This is a genomic window from Paenibacillus sp. yr247 (assembly GCF_900103825.1).
GTDB lineage: Bacteria > Bacillota > Bacilli > Paenibacillales > NBRC-103111 > Paenibacillus_E.
This window is the reverse complement of sequence record NZ_FNIF01000004.1, coordinates 282,107-298,819: the sequence shown is the minus strand read 5'-3', so window position 1 is coordinate 298,819 and position 16,713 is coordinate 282,107. Positions and strand designations below refer to the sequence as shown.

Below are 16,713 nucleotides of genomic sequence, written 5' to 3'. Positions count from 1 at the left end.
CTATTTTGCGAATAAACAGGTAAACAATATATCACACCTGTAAGTATATGGGAAGCTAAACCGATAAGCGTGGCATTTGGGGTCATTGGTAAACAATGTTATAATGAACAGGTACTTATTATCCATGTGAAGGAGTAGTGAGCTATGTCCATTTACAATATTGATGTCCAAACAATTTCCGGAGAAACGAAGTCACTTTCTGATTATAAAGGAAAGGTATTGCTTATTGTAAATACAGCAAGTGCTTGTGGACTTACACCACATTACAAAGGGCTCCAAAGTTTATACGAACAGTATCAGGATAAGGGTTTAGTCGTTCTAGGATTCCCTTGTAATCAGTTTGGCGGACAAGAGCCTGGTACGAATGAGGAGATTCAAAGCTTTTGTGATCTCAACTACAACGTGACCTTCCCATTATTTGCTAAAGTGGATGTGAAAGGTGAAAACGCTCATCCGTTGTTTACTTATTTGCTGACACATACCCCAGAGCCTTATCGCACAGGAGAAATCGAATGGAATTTCGTGAAATTTCTGGTCGATGCGAGCGGTAAAGTTATTAAGCAGTACAGCGCTAGTACCGAGCCGACCGCTATCGCAGCAGATATTGTAGCTATCTTAGCATAGGAAAGTGAAAAAAGCAGTTGCATCCGTGACTGCAGCTCGCTATAATCAGGATAATCATTGCAGTGAAGGAGACGAATCATATATGATGAACACAGCTTGGTTCGTACAAATTCATTATTTTCATAGGCGTTAGCACACACCTGTACATATCAGGGTGGGCTAACGCATTTCGCGTTGGCCTCCCTGCGAGATGCATTTCGCGCAGGACCATAGGTCCGGCGCGTTTTTTTATCTCGTTTAGAAGGGAAAGGTGGAAGTATGCAAAACGTTAAAAGAATGAAAAATGGTTGGAGAGAGAAAAATGCGAATGTCATGCTTAATGAACAAGCCATGCTAATACGGCTTAATCCTGAAGTTTTCGATGAAGCCTATCTGATGACAAATGAGCTTGAATTAGCTGGCATAGCTGTAAGAATGGCAGATGAAAATTCCGAATTGAGTGAGCATCTGATCACTGCGACAGTGCTTGGAATTCGTTTTGTCATCCTAATAGGGAAGAATGAAAGGCTGATAGACCAAGTTAGATTATTGGATATGTACGATCAACAGGAGATGGTGATGCCTATGGATCAAGCCATTTTTGTGATCGAGAGGACATATCCGCCAGCAGATTTTACTTAATAACATAAAAATGGAGTGAACTTATGGGAACCCGATATGGATTCATCTATGCGCATCCGGATGATGAGACATTTCTAAGCGCGTGTATAATACGCAAGCTAGCCGATCAAGGGAGAAATCCTGTTCTACTGCTGGCAACACGAGGTGAAGCAGGCAGACAAGGGTTTGAGCGTGCTGCGGACAAATCAGAGCTTGCTGGGCTGAGGGAGAAAGAAATGAATGCTGCAGCCGTGATGCTAGGTCTATCTCACGTGGAGCACTTGGGCTGGCCGGATGGTCAGCTTGCTGCGATTGATTTCGATGCGTTAGTTGCAGGTGTTATCGCTTTTATTCAGCGGCATGAAGTGGAGATTCTATTCACCTTTCCGGAGGATGGGGGCAATGGTCATCTGGATCATGTTACCATCTCCAAAGCGACAACGGCGGCTGTTTTAAGCGGTAAGTGTCCGAGTGTTCGCAAGATATATTATGCCGCTTCGGCTACCTTACGAGCCCAAGGTCATAGGCCTTCGATAGAAGTTGATACAGAGAATGATTGGCTGATAAAAGCAGCGGCCTTACGGGCTCATGCTACCCAGCATGTGGCCATCGCCAAATATTTCGGTGACCTTGATATTTTCCCGGAAGCACGTCGATGGGAAGCTTTCGTACTTGGTTGGCAAGATGGCGTGATGTGGCCAGAGCAGGATTTATCGACTTACTGGTAGAATAGGAGCAGAAAGTGGTATAATATGGGACAAAGCAGGTGAACAGCATAATGGCAATCATGGCAAAAGTTGAGGCTGTGCTTATCGCGGATGACGCATCAACCTTTGTAACAAGAGAAATAGAGGGTGTTGAGCTGCGTTTTGGTGGCATTGAAGGCGACCGACACTATGGTCTATTCGCAAAGGCGAATTCCAGGCAGCCTATGTACAAGAAAGGCGAAGAGATAATGAATCGTCGTCAGCTCAGTATTGTTTCCGTTGAAGAGCTTCAAGGGATTGCAGAACGATTAGGTGTAGAAACAATTAAACCGGAGTGGTTAGGTGCCAATATTGTCGTGAGCGGTGTTCCTGAATTAACGAAGCTTCCGATGGGCATTCGAATGTTGCTTCCAAGTGGCGGCGGACTTGTATGCGAAGGTGAGAACGAGCCCTGTTCCGGGCCTGGGAAGCAGATCGCGAATTATTACGGGAACAAAAGCTTAACCCAACAATTTATTAAACTTGCCCAACAAAGCAGAGGCATCGTCGCCTATGTAGAACGTCCAGGTGAGATTAAGCCAGGCGACCAGGTTGAGATTCAGATATAATAACGACTACCCACAGAAGTGTGTACTGCTTCTCGAACTCTATATCAGATAGATATAGAATGCGGGAATCGGGTAAAGGAAGGTGTGAAGAAATGTCACTTTGCAATTGTGAAAATTGCGGACAAGTATTTATTTCGAAACTTGAAAAGCGTTGTAAATCCTGTGCCCAACTGCTCTTGAACGAGTCACACAAAGTGAAGGATTTCGTTCGGACCCATCCGCATGCCACACTTATTGAGGTATATCATCAAACAGGTGTATCTTTAAAGACAATCAAAGACTTGATGAGGGCTTGAATTTACCCCATTACATAATAAACGACTAAAACCATGATGGTCTTCATTGAAGATGTTATGGTTTTTTATGTGGTATCCTACGTAGCAACGCCTATAGGGCAAGGAAGTAGCTAAAGGAACTACGGTGTGCTATTTATTAAAATATCCACTTTTATTGGGTCTAAAGGGAATACGTCCCCTTTCATAAAGCTTCAGGATGGTTCTATATGAAATCGACGGCCAATCTTGGTTATATGAACCAGGTGGAATTCCACAATACCCAAATCCGGCCCCACGCATTAAGAGGGATCGACACGAAGGACCTGCTGTGTCAGTGCCCTAGTTATGTTTATATAAGTAAAAGCCTTCAATTCCCTTGTAGGATTGAAGGCTTTTTATTACTCTCAATGTGCTTTATTGAGTTCCGTCACTATCGCTTAGCAAACACGTCTAGCAGAAGCTCATCCTTTATTGGATCTTGAACATCCCAAGCTGTAGCAAACCGCACTTGATGAGAAACACCAACGATTTCGTACTTCTGAACGAGATGTTGGCGTGCTGATCCAATAATAAGTGAATGGAGCCGCAGCTGCTTCTTCTGACCAAGAGCACCAAGCTTCTGTAGCGTTGCTTTAGAGATTTGGCCGACACCATCAGTGACCATTACGAAGTCAGCATCCTGAAACAGCGTCTGGTGTTGGACAATGTCCATTCCTCTACTTAGGGGGGCATCGAAATTCGTGCCGCCACCGAAAGCCAGCTGAGCGAGTCCATAGAAGCGGTCCCAATCTGGCCGCTTATAAGACAGCACGTGCTCGATGAGCTCACCCTTCGCCCCGAACAAAAGCAGAACGAAATCTCGCCGTTCAAGGAGGGAGAAGGAGGCGAAGGTTGCGGTAAACAGCTGCGCAAGCCGTAGCTTGCTGCCTCGCATCGAGTGGGAGGTGTCGAGCATGCAGATGACCGGACCTTTTTGCGGCTCTAGGGTGGAGCCTGTATAGTTATAGGTCATGAGCTTATTTTCCATCCATTTGACGAGAAAATAAGGCTCAAAATCTTCGTCAGCGAGCAAGCTGGCTTCGCTCGGAAGCAGATGGGAGATATCGCCGGATTGGCGCAAATCATCGTAAGCTTCCGGGACGTAGGGTGAGCGCATCTTCTTGCGCTGCACACGAAGGTGGTGAATGTTGCGTCCCACCTCCTGCAGGAAAGACACCAGATCCTTGCTGCGCTTGAGCCTCTCGATCCACTGCACGTAGTGCTCGAACGTCTGCCGCCGCAGCTTACCCAGCTCGCTGCCCCAGCGTCGGTTCGCGAGCCGCTGACTCGCTTGTACGAGCTCGTGCACGTTAAAGCTGTCCACCTCTTCGAGGGACAGCGTCTCCTTCAAAGATCGGCCGAGCCAATCGCCCAGCTCGGCTTCGATTTCCTTCATGGCCGCGAGGTCGCGCTCGCTCATGCGGCCCAGCTGCCGCTCGCGGCGCTCGAGTTCCTCTTCCGCCTTGCGCAGCTTCGCCTTGAGCTTATCGCGCTTCATGAACTCGGTGCGCATCTCGTTCTGCAGCTCGGAGATGCGCTGCTTCAGGGCGCGTATCTCCTCGGCGACAAGCGGCCTAGAATCGACGGCTTCTTGCTTGTCTTCAACAGCTCGTTTCCCCTGCTGAAGGGTGTAGCCAACAAGCCGCAGCTTCTCGATTTGCTTCTCGGAGAGGCGTTCGCTTACGCTCTTTTCTTCTTGCCCGCTCTGCTGCTGCTTCTTCTCGAAGCCGAAGCCGCTCATCTTCTGTTCCTTTTGTCTGCGTTTGACTTCTTTTTCAAAGGACTCTGTTAGCCACATCAGCGCCTTGAGCGCGGTTTTAAAAGAGGCATTCACCTGCCCGATCGTGCGAGGATGAATGGACACGTAGAAATACTGCTTGCGCAGGGCCAATACCATCCAACGATGAAAAGGTGTTTCCTCGACAGTGCCGTCGATTTCAGGTTTCGTCATATAAAAACACATAAAGAAATCAGCAAATAATTCAAGCGTAAACCAAGGGGCTTGCCGAACAGCCTCACGCATCCATTCTTGTGCAACACGTGAAGAATGTACATAGCCCTCGAACACATACCTGTCAACCCGTGTGCAGCGTATGATCATATAGATAACCTCTTATAACGTATAGTCGTATACGATTCCAGGGATTTCACGGTCAAACAGTGTTCGATATAAGCCCTGTATGGATTGTAAGATGCGCTCGCCTTGAATGCGCAGGTGCGTGAATTTGACGGCATACTGCTCGGGATGCTGCAGAAAGATGGATTGAGAAGCAATCCATTCCGGCAGTTTCTTTTCTTTGTCCTGCCAGGAAACAAGTCTGCCGCGTAAGCTTCGGGCTGTTTCCTCGAGCTCCGTGCGGCACTCTTCCAAAGTCGCTTTCAAACGCTCTATGGCGTCTTTGTTTAAAGCGTCGCCGATTTCTTTTTTAAATTGGAAGGCATGTAAGTCATCTTCTTTTTCCAACCACTTCTTAACCGTTAGGTTGTACTGAAGCAGAGGAAGCTCTTGTTCCATTTCTCGTTTGAGCATGTCTTGAAATAACGTGTCGAAGATGGCTTTAATCTCAACCAAATCTTCGGGGAAATCCCACAACATATGGGGGGTGAGAACGGTATCCCACACATTGACGGTGCTGCGTCCGTGAATGGCTGCTGATATTTTCCATGTATGTCCAATCTTGTGATAGCGACGATCCGAAAGCACATATTCTTTCTCTAGGAGCGCAGTTTTCAATTGAAAGAGCATGTAAATGAGGGCATCCGGCAATTGAACATCGGCCGCTTGCAATTTCAACTGCTTGACCAGTTCCGTCGATAAGAGGGTTGGAAGAGGCGTGGTAGGTGTCTGGAACATGAGCTCAAAGCTGGATATTTGCTTGACATATTCGACTTCAAATCGGAAAAGAAAACGGTCGTATAGCGCTGCTAATTGTTCGTTATCTTCGGGCAGTTCATTCGAAGCAGCCATTAAGAATAGCAGGGGAGACTGCTGCTTCACTCGACCATTGAAGAAGACTCGTTCATTCAAGACCGAAAGGAGTGCGTTAAGTATGGCGCTGTTTGCTTTGAATATTTCATCCAGGAATGCAAAGCGAGCACTTGGCAAATAGCCGTCCGTGAGTCGTATATACTCATCATTTTTCAATTTCTGCAAGGAGACAGGCCCGAATAATTCGTCCGGTGTAGTAAATCGGGTCAACAAATAATCGTAGTAAGGTTCGTTCCCAAAGAGATCTGCAGCGGCGCGTGCTAATTGAGATTTCGCTGAACCGGGAGGTCCAACTAACAAGACATGTTCACCGCTCATAATGGCCAGCAGCAAGACCCGGATGAGTTCTTCCCGTTCCATGAACCTTTTTTCGAGATGACCCATAGCTTCTCTTAATTTGTTCTGTATGACGATGGGTTCTTTCATCAATGTTGTCCCCCTTGGCATAATCAAAGCTCGTATGTGTTATTGTACCAAACTGCCGAACAAACATCGAATATGCTACAATATGACCTAACGTTTGAATCTAAGTCTACTTAATTGACCAATAGGATTAACACGAAGGAGTGATCATTATGCGGATTGGTGTTATTTCAGATACTCATTTATCAGTAAGGGCTCAAAAGCTTCCAGATGCGCTCATTGCCGGTTTAGAAGGCGTAGATCTTATTATTCATGCAGGAGATTGGGTGAGTGAGCACGTTGTTGAGTTCGTTGAACAGATCGCTCCATGTGAATCAGTGGCTGGTAACAATGACAGCATTGATATCATTGAACGATTCGGTCTGAGGAAAATACTGACGCTTGGCGACTATGAAATCGGTCTTATCCATGGAGACGGGTTTCGTAAAACGACAGAAGAAAGAGCCCGAGAAGCGTTCCAAGCTGAGCGGCCGGATATCGTCATCTTCGGGCATTCCCATATCCCTTATCAGCAAACGATTAACGGGATGCTGATGTTTAACCCAGGCTCGCCGACGGATAAAAGAAGGCAGCCGCAATACTCCTACGGTATCATCGAGCTAGGTGAAAGCATTCAGGCAGAGCATTTCTTCTATGACAATAAGGCTTAGTAATTTAAGTAAGACGTACACCAATCACTCCTTTACCCCCCGGAAACAGCTTGGAAGACAATGAGCTGATCACCGGGCTGCAAAACAATTTCTAGGGTATCCAGCCAGGCAATATTCGTATCGTTATAATAGAGCAGGACATGCTTTCGGACATGTCCTGTTTCCGTCCATAGATGCACTCGCAGCAGGGGATATCTTGTTTGGAGTTGATCAAGCGCCTCCTCTAACGTAAGCGCCTCCAATTGAAACTTCACGTGTCCACCCGTACAATCGCGCAGCAAGGAGGGGATGCTGACGGTAATATGCATGCTAGTCCTCCATTATCATTGTTTTCACAGTTAGGATGCGCGATAATTGTCCTGGCAGCTGTTCCCAGTTTTCCCCGCGATCCAGTGAACAAAACACTTCGCCTGATGTAGTTCCGAAATAAAGGCCATAAGGCTCGAGTGCATCTACTGTCATGGCATCGCGCAGTACGCTGACATGGCGTTCTTCTTCAGGCAGCACATCCCCGATTGGCTTCCAGCTGTGTTCACCTCGTGCCATCCTGTAGACCAGGAGCTTGCCGTCACGCATAGAGCGCAGTTCGCTGCTTTCCAGCGGGATGAGAAATAAATCACCCGTTTGCGAAATGGCAATCGGGAAACCAAAAGGCATATCACCTTCACGAAGGGTCAAGCCTTCCTCGATCGGAAGCCAACTGTCTCCGCCGTCAATGGATTTGAAGACTCCGCTATGCTCTTGCATGTAAAGAACATCGGCGTTTTCCGGGTCAAGCACCATCTTGTGCACACAGTATCCGACACTCTCATCCGGTTGACCTGTTGGGATTCGGTTTAAACCATTGTTGCAAGGCTTCCAGCTAAGTCCGCCATCCAGTGTGCGGAAGACCCCGACTGCGGAAATTCCGACCCACATGCGCTTGGAATTCCCAGGATCCATGATGATCGTATGCAAGCACATGCCGCCAGCTCCGGGAAACCATTCCGGGCGAGAGGGGTGCTTCGTTAAACCATCCAGCTCCTTCCACGTTTGGCCGCTGTCGCGGCTAACGAACAAACCGGCTTCTTCGACACCGGCGAATAGCGTCTCTGGCTCAGACGCAGGGCCTTGCACCAGCTGCCAAATGCGGTTGAGAGAAAAGCCGCTTTCCTCCTTATATGAGGGGCTGTCCGTTATCTGTTCCCACGTCTCACCGCCATTGCTAGACACACGTATAGTCGCACCATAAGCGGCATGTGAAGTTCCGGCATACAACTTAGTTCCAAATCGTGTAGCTCCAAGCACACTGTAAGCTTCCCACCCTGGTAAAAAAGGTCCTTGCAAGGACCAGCTCTTTCTTTCCACCGTTGAGGAATAAATAAAAATACCTTTATTGGTGCCAACAAGCAGTTGAACGCGCTTAGCCATATACACCCTCCTAATTAAATACTCCTTGCCTAAATTCGACGGATGGCAAATAATTCCTTCTCTTTCCCAATTTTGATATCTTAGGTATTTACCGTGTTAGTAATCATAAGAGGGACATACACTGTCATAGTTCTAATATTCGGATGGCGGTGATTCGATGCGTACTACGGTAGGTGTTCTATTGGACTTGAAAACTTACTTGGGAATTTCGAAAGGGAGAACCGGAACTGAACGCTTAGCTCTGTACAACATAGCAGGAGAAAATCATGGTTTAAGGCCTTTTTATATGAGTTTGCATCATCTAAGAGGTAAAACTGCTTTAGGCTATTACTATGAAAATAATGCCTATAAGCTTGTCAGACGTTCTATTCCTAAAGTGACACATAACCGAGCCATTGCCCTGTCTCCATTTTTAAGAAAAAAATTAAAAGAGCTTTCTAAATCTAGCATTGTTTTTAACGAACAAAACCGTTACGACAAACTTCATATTCATCAACTCCTATATGCCAACCATTCGCTTCGTACGTACCTTCCGGAGTCTACTAAATATTCGAGAGAACAATTAAAAACAGCGTTGAAGAAGTATTCGTCGTTATTCATTAAGCCAACAAGCAGCAGTGTCGGTGATGGGATTATCAAAATATCCAAGCAAGAGGGCGGGGGTTGGAACCTGTACTGGATGAAAGGAAAACCAAAGCTAGTAACTTACAAGGAAGCTGTTTCATTCATCGCAAAAAAAGTGGGTAAACGAAACTACATGATTCAGGAAGCCATCCCGTTAGCTACTTACAATGGACAGCCTTACGATCTGCGTATTTCGGTGCAGCGTGGAGGTAGTGGGCAGTGGCAAGTTACCGGAATGATTGGGAAAGTCGCGGCTTTAGGTCGTCATGTGACTAATGTGGCAAAAGGAGGGAAAGTTAAAAGGGTTGAGGAGCTTTTTGATTCCAGTGGTTTTTATTCCCCCCTAATAAAGCATGAACTGCAGCAAGTATCTCTATCTATTGCCCAATATATTGGTATAAAATTGCCTCAAATGGCTGATATCGGATTAGATGTTGGTGTTGATGCGTATGGCAACATTAAGTTGATCGAGGTAAACGGCAGAGACCAACGATACACGTTTAAAAAAGCAGACCTGGAAACGACATTTTATCACACTTATGAAACACCTCTGCGATATGCCAAGTTTCTTTTGAACCAATCTACTTAAGCTGAATAACGACTTTGCCCCAGAATTCTGGGGCTTAAATTTCTCATTATTCTCTCATCTATTTAGCTTATAGTAAGGAGATTAACGAATTAAGGGAGATGTCGATGAAACGGGTATTGCTCATTGAAGATGAAAAAAACTTGGTTCGGTTTATTCAACTGGAACTGGAACATGAATCTTTTGAAGTACAGACAGCTTACGATGGAAAAACCGGGTTAGAATTAGCCCTTAATGATAATTGGGACTTGATATTATTGGATATCATGCTGCCAGAGTTAAACGGAATAGAGGTTTGCCGCCGTATTCGGGCAGCCAAGAAGACGCCGATTCTTATGTTGACAGCTCGAGATAGCGTCGTTGATCGTGTATCTGGCTTAGATAGTGGAGCCGATGACTATATGCCCAAACCCTTTGCCATTGAGGAATTGTTGGCGCGGATAAGGGCTATTTTTCGTCGTATTGAGTTAGAGGGAAAATCCCCGCATGCCATATTCTCTTTTCAGGATATTAATGTCGATATGGATGCCCGTATTGTTTACAAAGACAAACAAATCGTTGAGCTTACCAAGCGTGAGTTCGATCTCTTAGTGATGTTCATGAAAAACCTTAATCTTGTGCTGACGCGAGATATGCTTTTGGATCATGTATGGGGGTATGATTCTTTAGTAGAGACGAACGTTGTTGATGTCTATGTCAGATATTTGCGAAACAAGTTAGATAAAGCTGGCGAAAACAGCTGTATTCAAACGGTTCGGGGAATTGGATACGTGATGCGATGATGGAACGATTATCTCGATTAATTCGACAACTCCCCATCAAATGGAAGCTTATGCTAGGAGCAACAGCACTCATCTTCCTTTTATTTGCAACCTATAATTTCGCTCAATATTTAGTTCTCAAACAGTGGATGATGAATCAGGAGAAAGATGAGATTCAAGTAAGTATGGCGCAGCTTCAAGATTATTTTCAGGAGAAGTCGAGTGCGATGGATGCCTTACAGGTTGCTGAAAGTCGATTCTACATAGAGAAAATGATTGGGAAAAATCAATTGGTACGCATCATAGGGAAGGATGGCCAACCTATCCTGACGGTTTCGAACCATTTTGAAGAAACTTGGGTTTCACCGAAATCTGTTGCGGAGCCAGAGCTGTTCGATACCACTTATAAGGAAGATCACATTCTCATATATAGGAGTCCATTAACAACAGAGAGGTTCGTTGGAACTTTAGAGTTGGCAAGCAATTTAGAAACGTTCGATCATTTTAGTGAGACGTTATTATGGGTCATGCTGATTAGTGGGGGATTGGCTGTTTTCATTAGTGGCATCAGTGGTTTAGCTCTTGCTCGGCAATTGATGCGTCCTATTCGAGCCCTGGCATCTACCATAAGAAGTGTGAAGGAGAAAGGGCTGACAGAACGTGTTAGCAATATAGAAAATGGAGATGAATTATCCAGTTTAGCGCAGTTATTCAATGAATTGATGAATCAGCTGGAAATCTCCTTTCGTCAACAAAAGCAATTTGTTGAGGATGCCTCGCATGAGCTGCGGACTCCCATTACTATTTTGGAAGGTCACTTGTCTCTCTTAAATCGTTGGGGCAAATCGGATCCAGCAGTCCTAGACGAATCCTTGGAAGCTTCGCTGCAAGAAATTAGGCGTTTGAAAGGGATTGTCCAAGAGCTTCTGACCTTAACGAGAGTAGAATCTCAACTTGTATCTGAAACAAGCAAGCCAATCCAATTAGAACCCTTAATTCTTGAGACTATTAAAAGATTTGAGGCCCTCAATCCCGATTTCGAATTTCAAACGGATACCGAGAAAATTAGAGATGTATCCCTATCGATAAGCCCTCTGCATTTGGAGCAAATCCTCCTGATTGTTCTGGATAACGCAGTTAAATACTCCGTGCAAGACAAACGGATCATCATTGATGGTTGTCAGTTGAAAAATGACGTAGAAATAACAATAAAAGATCATGGAATAGGAATCCCGCAAGCGGACTTGCCTTATGTTTTTGATCGGTTCTATCGTGTAGATAAGGCAAGAAATCGTGTAACTGCGGGTACAGGACTAGGGTTATCCATTGCCAAACAGTTCGTATATAATTATCATGGCGAAATGACCATCCGCAGTGAAGAAAATGTAGGAACTTCGGTAAGCATAAAATTACCCATGAACCAAATTGTTGGATAATGGATTTCTCATTTTCTTTTCATCTTTATCATGTAAAGTCAATGTAAATGCTGTCGTTAGGGCATTCAGTATATGTAAAGGATGATGAAAATGAATTTCTCTCAGTTGGATTATCATTGGTTTCAAATCATTAATCAATTAAGTAATACCCTTTCATTTCTTAACCCAATTATGCGTTTGTTAGCTTCTTATGCAGAGTATGTGTTTTATATCGGGGTTGTTATTTATTGGTTTACAAGGGATGACGTCAAGCGCCGAATGGTTGCTGAATCCCTTATATCCGCATGTGGAGCATTAGGTTTCAGCGGTCTTATTGGGCATTTTTTCTACCGAGATCGTCCGTTTGTCACACATACGGTCCTTCAATTAATCGCACATCCTGCCAATGCCTCTTTTCCAAGTGACCATGCGATCGGGGCTTTCGTAATTGCCACATCTATTTGGATATTCCGGAGAAAAGAAGGAAAGTTATGGCTTGCATTAGCAGCATGTATTGCATTCTCCAGAGTTTGGACAGGGGTCCATTATCCATCCGATGTTCTAGCAGGCGCGGTGATCGGAATAGCTGCCGCGGTGGGGGTACATCAGTTTTTTACACGTTCGTCATTGGCACTGAAATGGCTGAAACAAATCATTGATTTGTATGAGGTAATGGAGTCAAAGATTTGGCGCAAGAATGAAGGGCGCTCATCGGTATCGAAATGATGACTTTGTGGGCGAAAGAACGGAAATGGGTGTTTCTTAGTCTTGGAATAACCCTGCTAATCGTTTTATTTGGTATTTGGACCATGTTCCATATGCCATCTGAACAGTGGCACGCTCGTGAATTCAAAGGTTTATTTAAAAATTATGGCTCTCAAGCAAGGATTTTGTTATTTGCAGTTTTGGCGTATTATGTATTCAAAATAATGTTACAGAGACGATGGCTGGAACAATGGCTTATACTGAAAAGAAGTGCTATTGTTTTATCAAGATTGATACGGAAACTCCATACACCTCTCGCTGTTCTGGCAATCGGCGTCATTATTCTGCATATCGTGGGTGCTTTTCTATATGGTTTCAAGCTAGACTTTGCCAATGTGAGTGGACTGATCGCAGGCATTGTCTTATTGCCAGTACCGTTATCAGGTGTTTTTCGATACCGAGGACTTGATCGGAAATGGCATTTGCGATTAGGGCTTATCTTTGCTGTTTTATTTTTAATTCATGCGTTCCTTTGATAAGCAAGAGAAGAAGAAGGGGGACTATACTTGAAAAGAACATACATGGCGGTCTCGTTCCTCTTGTTATTTGTGACGGCTTGCTCCAATCCGAATCAAGGTCATGTGGCGACATCAACAACATCAACATTATCACCAACTCAAACGCCCACACCCGCTGCATTGCCGACGGTCACACCAGAAAGTTCAAATCAACCGGCTAAACAAGAAGTTTTGCTACCAACACTAACTCCCTTACCAAGTCCGCAGTCCACGGCTTCGGTTCAACCAAAAGTTACGAACCCAGCCATTTCTGATGGGAGTAAACCCGACCATGTTGTTATTGTTGTAGAAGAAAATCATTCCTATGAGAAATTGATCGGCAATGCCTCGGCCCCCTACATAAATGCGTTAGCTGGACAAGGGGCATTCTTCACGCATTCCTATGCAGTAGCACATCCAAGTCAGCCTAATTATTTGGTCCTATTCTCGGGCTCCGATCAAGGAGTTAAAAATGATTCATGCGGCCATGAATTTAAGACAGCTAATTTGGCAAGCGAGCTAGTCAAGGCCGGATATTCGTTCGCTGGCTACTCAGAGGATTTACCTGCGGTTGGCTCCACGGCGTGTACGAATCATCAATATGGCCGAAAACATAGTCCATGGGTTAGTTTCTCCAATGTAGCCAAAGAGAGTAATAAGCCTTTTGACCAATTTCCAAAGGATTACAGCAAATTGCCAACGGTATCATTCGTCATCCCTAATTTGGACAATGATATGCATGACGGCACAATTCTAGCAGCTGACGATTGGCTGAAAAAAAACATCGGCCCTTATGTGACGTGGGCTCAAAGCCATAATAGTTTGCTCATTCTAACGTGGGATGAGGATGATTCCTCCAAAGACAATCATATCCCAACGATCTTTGTTGGACCGATGATCAAACAAGCCAAATATGATCAGCACATTACTCATTTGAATGTGTTACGGACGTTAGAAGAGTTGTATAAACTGCCTTATTTAGGCGGTACAGCAGATGTTTCTGCTGTTCAAGGTATTGGTAAGTAAAGATATAACCAAGTAAGCAAAATAGTGAGCTGTATGAAATCCGTCCAGATGCTGAACGGATTTTTGCTTTTTATAGGCAGAAAGTTAAGAAAGATTTAAGAAATGGTTCACAAGCCTTTCATTTTTGTTGGCTATGATGTAGTTGTAAGCCCAAATCAAAAAGGAGAGACTTTGAGCTCCACTCAAAGCTCCCTATATTAGGAGGAAAAAATGAAAAAGAAGTGGTTAATGTTAGGTAGCGCTGTTGGAATTAGCAGTATTGTCATGGTAACAACCGGGTTTAGTGCAATGGCGAGTACATCAGGGTATGACGCATATAAATCCGCACTTAAAAACACCAAAACGGTTCAAAATGTTGCTGTACAAGCAGCAGCAGCCTTGCAGGACAACGGTAACGTGCTTGCAAGTGCAAACGGGAGCTTCAAGGTGAGCCTAGATACGAAAACGGCTAGCGGAAGTGCTGATGTGGTGGCGAAAGGTACACAGCAATCGTTAAGCTTCTATAAGCAAAATGATCAAACCGTACTTAAATCAAACGCTAGCGATGTGTATTTCGTGAAACAAGAAGGCATGAAGAAACACAAAACCGAGAAAAAGCTGAACGAAACTGAAATTCCACAGCAAGTAGAGACAGTTATTGATGCTTTAGTCGGTAATCTGAAGGACTATGTGGCCGTTGATACGAAAACAGATGGGTCCAAAGAAATCGCAATTCAACTGGATAATGCTCAGATTCCTACAGTAGTTAATGCGCTGGCTCCGATTGCGATTAAAGAAGCAACCAAAGGAGAGAATGATGGCGAGAATAAGGATAATGCCGAAAATGCCAATGAACTGCCATTCAAAGAAGATTACCTTAAAAATGCGGCTCCACAGTTAACGCAGGATATCAAAATTGAAAAAGTATCCATTAAGGCAATGATTAATGCTAATAATTATATCTCTCATCAAGAAGCTGACGTAACCGTTTCTGGTAAAGATGACAGCGGAACTGCGCACCAAGTTACTCTTCACTTACAAGCGGATCTGTCCGGTTATAACAGCACAACACCTGAAACCATTGATCTTGCTGGTAAAACCGTACAAACATTGAAGCATGACCACAAAGGTAAACAACACGACGAATAAATAACAGTATCAATAAACTTATTAAGTAATAGCAGATAGGCTTCCCTGTCCGAGCCTATCTGCTTTATCTCTTATGAAAAGGGGGAACCTAAATGAACACCATATTAGAAACGGCTCATTTGAGCAAAGTGTATGGCAATGAACGCGGAATTCGTGATATGAATCTCCAGTTACATGAAGGTGACGTGTATGGTTTACTTGGGCCGAACGGAGCTGGCAAAACAACGTTTCTTAAACTGATAACTGGTTTGATACGTCCTGATCAAGGCACGATTTCATTGTTTAATGCCAATCTTGTCGAACAGTTTGAACAAGGTATGCAGCACGTTGGCAGCATGATTGAATCGGCTGATTTCCATGATTTTCTTAGCGCATGGCAGTACTTAGAGCTTGTTGCTCGGTTCTATCCTGCTGTCACTCCGAAGCGAATGGAAGAAGTCTTGGATCTTGTAGGCTTGCTTAAAGTTCGTAAGGAGAAGATCAAGGGCTATTCGACAGGCATGAAACAAAAGCTAGCACTTGCTGCGGCTATCTTGCCGGAGCCTAAGCTTGTCATCCTGGATGAGCCTACGAATGGGCTGGATATCGAAGGTACGGTGATGTTTCGAAAGTTGATTAAGCAGCTGTCCGAAGAGAAGGGGACATCGTTCTTAATCTCGAGCCATATGATTCATGAACTAGAGCAGCTATGTAATCGGGTGGGAATTGTTGTAGAGGGGCATTTGAAAAAAGAAGGGTACGTATCCCAACTGCTGCAAAGCAATCAATCGTTAGAGCAGTTCTATATGGATGAGCTTCAGCTTTCCAAGGAGGACAAAGATTGTGCATAGATGGCGCGCCGGTTACTTAAATGAACTTTTCTTGCTGCTGTATCGAAAGAAAGTAGTTATGTTTGCAATATTTTCAGCAATACTGCCTGTCTTGCTTGCAATTTCACTGAGCGCGCTACAGCCCATTCTAGGACTTATTGCCGTAAGCCAGTCCTTTCCGATTGAGATGTTAACGATATACACAAGTATTTGGATTCCACTGTTTATCTTGACGATTACCGGGGATTTGTTTCCCAATGAAGTAGCATCTAGAACGTTGAAACTTGCCCTGCTTCGTCCGAATTCACGCTTTCAAGTATTTGGTACGAAAATCGCTGCCCTAGGTACTGGTATTGCGGGAATCCTGATTATACTCGGAATCGTTACCTTTTTTTGCAACCTATTTGCAGGAACATCAGCCAGTTTCACAGAATCATTTCATATGATGAAAGCTTATGTTGCTGCTTTTGTCTCAATGTTAGCTTTGTCAACCTTGTTTGTATTCGTTTCTCAGTTTTTCAAAAGTGCCAGCAGCTTCATGGTCTTTTCACTTGTTTTATACGCAGCAGCCAAAATTGCTCCATTCTTGTTAAGCTCAGTTGCGGCTTTTTCACCAGCTTCGTACACAGATTGGCATATGTTATGGTTGAGTCAAACCGTTTCCGCGGGTAAGTTACTGACAACTTCTTTGTTCCTGCTTTCCAGTTGTATGTTGTTTTTGGCACTTGGTTACTATAAATTTGATAGAAAAGAAGTATAAAAACGGGGAATCTACTC

Annotated in this window: 18 protein-coding genes; 14 read left to right on the top strand and 4 right to left on the bottom strand. The window is 44.4% G+C overall.

The features are described from left to right. Positions 1-144 precede the first annotated feature (144 nt). The 4 genes from BLT91_RS12245 (at position 145) to BLT91_RS12230 (ending at position 2,539) form a co-directional block, all read left to right on the top strand. On the top strand, positions 145-624 hold the full coding sequence (locus BLT91_RS12245; protein ID WP_090821139.1) for a glutathione peroxidase: 480 nt from the start codon (positions 145-147) through the stop codon (positions 622-624). A 276-nt stretch (positions 625-900) separates the two neighbouring features. Then, the gene (locus BLT91_RS12240) at positions 901-1,245 is read left to right on the top strand and encodes a His/Gly/Thr/Pro-type tRNA ligase C-terminal domain-containing protein (protein WP_217635214.1); all 345 of its coding nucleotides are present in this window, start codon (positions 901-903) and stop codon (positions 1,243-1,245) included. A gap of 23 nt (positions 1,246-1,268) precedes the next feature. Next, complete coding sequence (locus BLT91_RS12235) at positions 1,269-1,952, top strand: PIG-L deacetylase family protein (RefSeq protein ID WP_090821136.1); 684 nt, start codon at positions 1,269-1,271, stop codon at positions 1,950-1,952. A 50-nt stretch (positions 1,953-2,002) separates the two neighbouring features. Then, on the top strand, positions 2,003-2,539 hold the full coding sequence (locus BLT91_RS12230; RefSeq protein ID WP_090821134.1) for an MOSC domain-containing protein: 537 nt from the start codon (positions 2,003-2,005) through the stop codon (positions 2,537-2,539). Positions 2,540-3,244: 705 nt separating this feature from the next. On the opposite strand, the gene BLT91_RS12225 is transcribed toward BLT91_RS12230, so the two are convergent. Together BLT91_RS12225 and BLT91_RS12220 are read right to left on the bottom strand one after the other, a co-directional pair. Then, positions 3,245-4,954 (bottom strand): hypothetical protein, encoded by a 1,710-nt coding sequence (locus tag BLT91_RS12225; RefSeq protein ID WP_090821132.1) that lies wholly within the window; start codon positions 4,952-4,954, stop codon positions 3,245-3,247. 12 nt (positions 4,955-4,966) lie between these two features. Next, on the bottom strand, positions 4,967-6,268 hold the full coding sequence (locus BLT91_RS12220) for an AAA family ATPase (protein ID WP_090821130.1): 1,302 nt from the start codon (positions 6,266-6,268) through the stop codon (positions 4,967-4,969). Positions 6,269-6,417: 149 nt separating this feature from the next. Between BLT91_RS12220 and BLT91_RS12215 the strand changes: the two genes are divergently transcribed. Further along, the gene (locus BLT91_RS12215) at positions 6,418-6,915 is read left to right on the top strand and encodes a metallophosphoesterase family protein (RefSeq protein ID WP_090821128.1); all 498 of its coding nucleotides are present in this window, start codon (positions 6,418-6,420) and stop codon (positions 6,913-6,915) included. A gap of 32 nt (positions 6,916-6,947) precedes the next feature. Here the strand turns inward: BLT91_RS12215 and BLT91_RS12210 are convergent, their stop codons facing one another. Continuing rightward, positions 6,948-7,223, bottom strand: coding sequence for a MoaD/ThiS family protein (locus BLT91_RS12210; protein WP_090821125.1), 276 nt, complete (start codon positions 7,221-7,223; stop codon positions 6,948-6,950). Between the two features lies 1 nt (position 7,224). Further along, positions 7,225-8,325, bottom strand: a complete 1,101-nt coding sequence (locus tag BLT91_RS12205; protein WP_090821123.1) for a WD40/YVTN/BNR-like repeat-containing protein — start codon at positions 8,323-8,325, stop codon at positions 7,225-7,227. 157 nt (positions 8,326-8,482) lie between these two features. Between BLT91_RS12205 and BLT91_RS12200 the strand changes: the two genes are divergently transcribed. From BLT91_RS12200 to BLT91_RS12160, 9 genes are all read left to right on the top strand, one after another. Next, positions 8,483-9,538, top strand: a complete 1,056-nt coding sequence (locus BLT91_RS12200; protein WP_090821121.1) for a YheC/YheD family endospore coat-associated protein — start codon at positions 8,483-8,485, stop codon at positions 9,536-9,538. Positions 9,539-9,642: 104 nt separating this feature from the next. Continuing rightward, positions 9,643-10,317, top strand: coding sequence for a response regulator transcription factor (locus BLT91_RS12195; protein ID WP_090821119.1), 675 nt, complete (start codon positions 9,643-9,645; stop codon positions 10,315-10,317). Further along, positions 10,314-11,732, top strand: coding sequence for a HAMP domain-containing sensor histidine kinase (locus BLT91_RS12190; RefSeq protein ID WP_090821117.1), 1,419 nt, complete (start codon positions 10,314-10,316; stop codon positions 11,730-11,732). The genes BLT91_RS12195 and BLT91_RS12190 overlap by 4 nt, the downstream gene beginning before the upstream one ends. Positions 11,733-11,813: 81 nt before the next feature. Next, positions 11,814-12,437 carry an undecaprenyl-diphosphatase gene (locus BLT91_RS12185; protein ID WP_254776907.1) on the top strand — a complete coding sequence of 208 codons (624 nt, stop codon included), beginning with the start codon at positions 11,814-11,816 and terminating at the stop codon, positions 12,435-12,437. 5 nt (positions 12,438-12,442) lie between these two features. Beyond that, on the top strand, positions 12,443-12,952 hold the full coding sequence (locus BLT91_RS12180; protein WP_175532265.1) for a hypothetical protein: 510 nt from the start codon (positions 12,443-12,445) through the stop codon (positions 12,950-12,952). A 30-nt stretch (positions 12,953-12,982) separates the two neighbouring features. Next, positions 12,983-13,999 carry an alkaline phosphatase family protein gene (locus BLT91_RS12175; RefSeq protein WP_217635213.1) on the top strand — a complete coding sequence of 339 codons (1,017 nt, stop codon included), beginning with the start codon at positions 12,983-12,985 and terminating at the stop codon, positions 13,997-13,999. Positions 14,000-14,209: 210 nt separating this feature from the next. Then, positions 14,210-15,127, top strand: coding sequence for a hypothetical protein (locus BLT91_RS12170; RefSeq protein WP_090821111.1), 918 nt, complete (start codon positions 14,210-14,212; stop codon positions 15,125-15,127). A gap of 92 nt (positions 15,128-15,219) precedes the next feature. Next, positions 15,220-15,957 (top strand): ABC transporter ATP-binding protein, encoded by a 738-nt coding sequence (locus tag BLT91_RS12165; RefSeq protein ID WP_090821109.1) that lies wholly within the window; start codon positions 15,220-15,222, stop codon positions 15,955-15,957. Next, entirely contained in the window at positions 15,950-16,696 is a 747-nt protein-coding gene (locus tag BLT91_RS12160; protein WP_090821107.1) for an ABC transporter permease subunit, read from the top strand. Before BLT91_RS12165 ends, BLT91_RS12160 begins: the two co-directional genes overlap by 8 nt. Positions 16,697-16,713 lie beyond the last annotated feature (17 nt).

Excerpts from the sequence above, each read along its gene's own strand:
- BLT91_RS12170 (WP_090821111.1), top strand. The coding sequence starts at position 14,210 with ATGAAAAAGAAGTGGTTAATGTTAGGTAGCGCTGTTGGAATTAGCAGT.
- BLT91_RS12185 (WP_254776907.1), top strand. The coding sequence starts at position 11,814 with ATGATGAAAATGAATTTCTCTCAGTTGGATTATCATTGGTTTCAAATC.
- BLT91_RS12195 (WP_090821119.1), top strand. The coding sequence starts at position 9,643 with ATGAAACGGGTATTGCTCATTGAAGATGAAAAAAACTTGGTTCGGTTT.
- BLT91_RS12220 (WP_090821130.1), bottom strand. The coding sequence starts at position 6,268 with ATGAAAGAACCCATCGTCATACAGAACAAATTAAGAGAAGCTATGGGT.
- BLT91_RS12245 (WP_090821139.1), top strand. The coding sequence starts at position 145 with ATGTCCATTTACAATATTGATGTCCAAACAATTTCCGGAGAAACGAAG.
- BLT91_RS12190 (WP_090821117.1), top strand. The coding sequence starts at position 10,314 with ATGATGGAACGATTATCTCGATTAATTCGACAACTCCCCATCAAATGG.
- BLT91_RS12240 (WP_217635214.1), top strand. The coding sequence starts at position 901 with ATGAAAAATGGTTGGAGAGAGAAAAATGCGAATGTCATGCTTAATGAA.
- BLT91_RS12165 (WP_090821109.1), top strand. The coding sequence starts at position 15,220 with ATGAACACCATATTAGAAACGGCTCATTTGAGCAAAGTGTATGGCAAT.
- BLT91_RS12235 (WP_090821136.1), top strand. The coding sequence starts at position 1,269 with ATGGGAACCCGATATGGATTCATCTATGCGCATCCGGATGATGAGACA.
- BLT91_RS12230 (WP_090821134.1), top strand. The coding sequence starts at position 2,003 with ATGGCAATCATGGCAAAAGTTGAGGCTGTGCTTATCGCGGATGACGCA.
- BLT91_RS12225 (WP_090821132.1), bottom strand. The coding sequence starts at position 4,954 with ATGATCATACGCTGCACACGGGTTGACAGGTATGTGTTCGAGGGCTAT.
- BLT91_RS12200 (WP_090821121.1), top strand. The coding sequence starts at position 8,483 with ATGCGTACTACGGTAGGTGTTCTATTGGACTTGAAAACTTACTTGGGA.
- BLT91_RS12215 (WP_090821128.1), top strand. The coding sequence starts at position 6,418 with ATGCGGATTGGTGTTATTTCAGATACTCATTTATCAGTAAGGGCTCAA.
- BLT91_RS12205 (WP_090821123.1), bottom strand. The coding sequence starts at position 8,325 with ATGGCTAAGCGCGTTCAACTGCTTGTTGGCACCAATAAAGGTATTTTT.
- BLT91_RS12210 (WP_090821125.1), bottom strand. The coding sequence starts at position 7,223 with ATGCATATTACCGTCAGCATCCCCTCCTTGCTGCGCGATTGTACGGGT.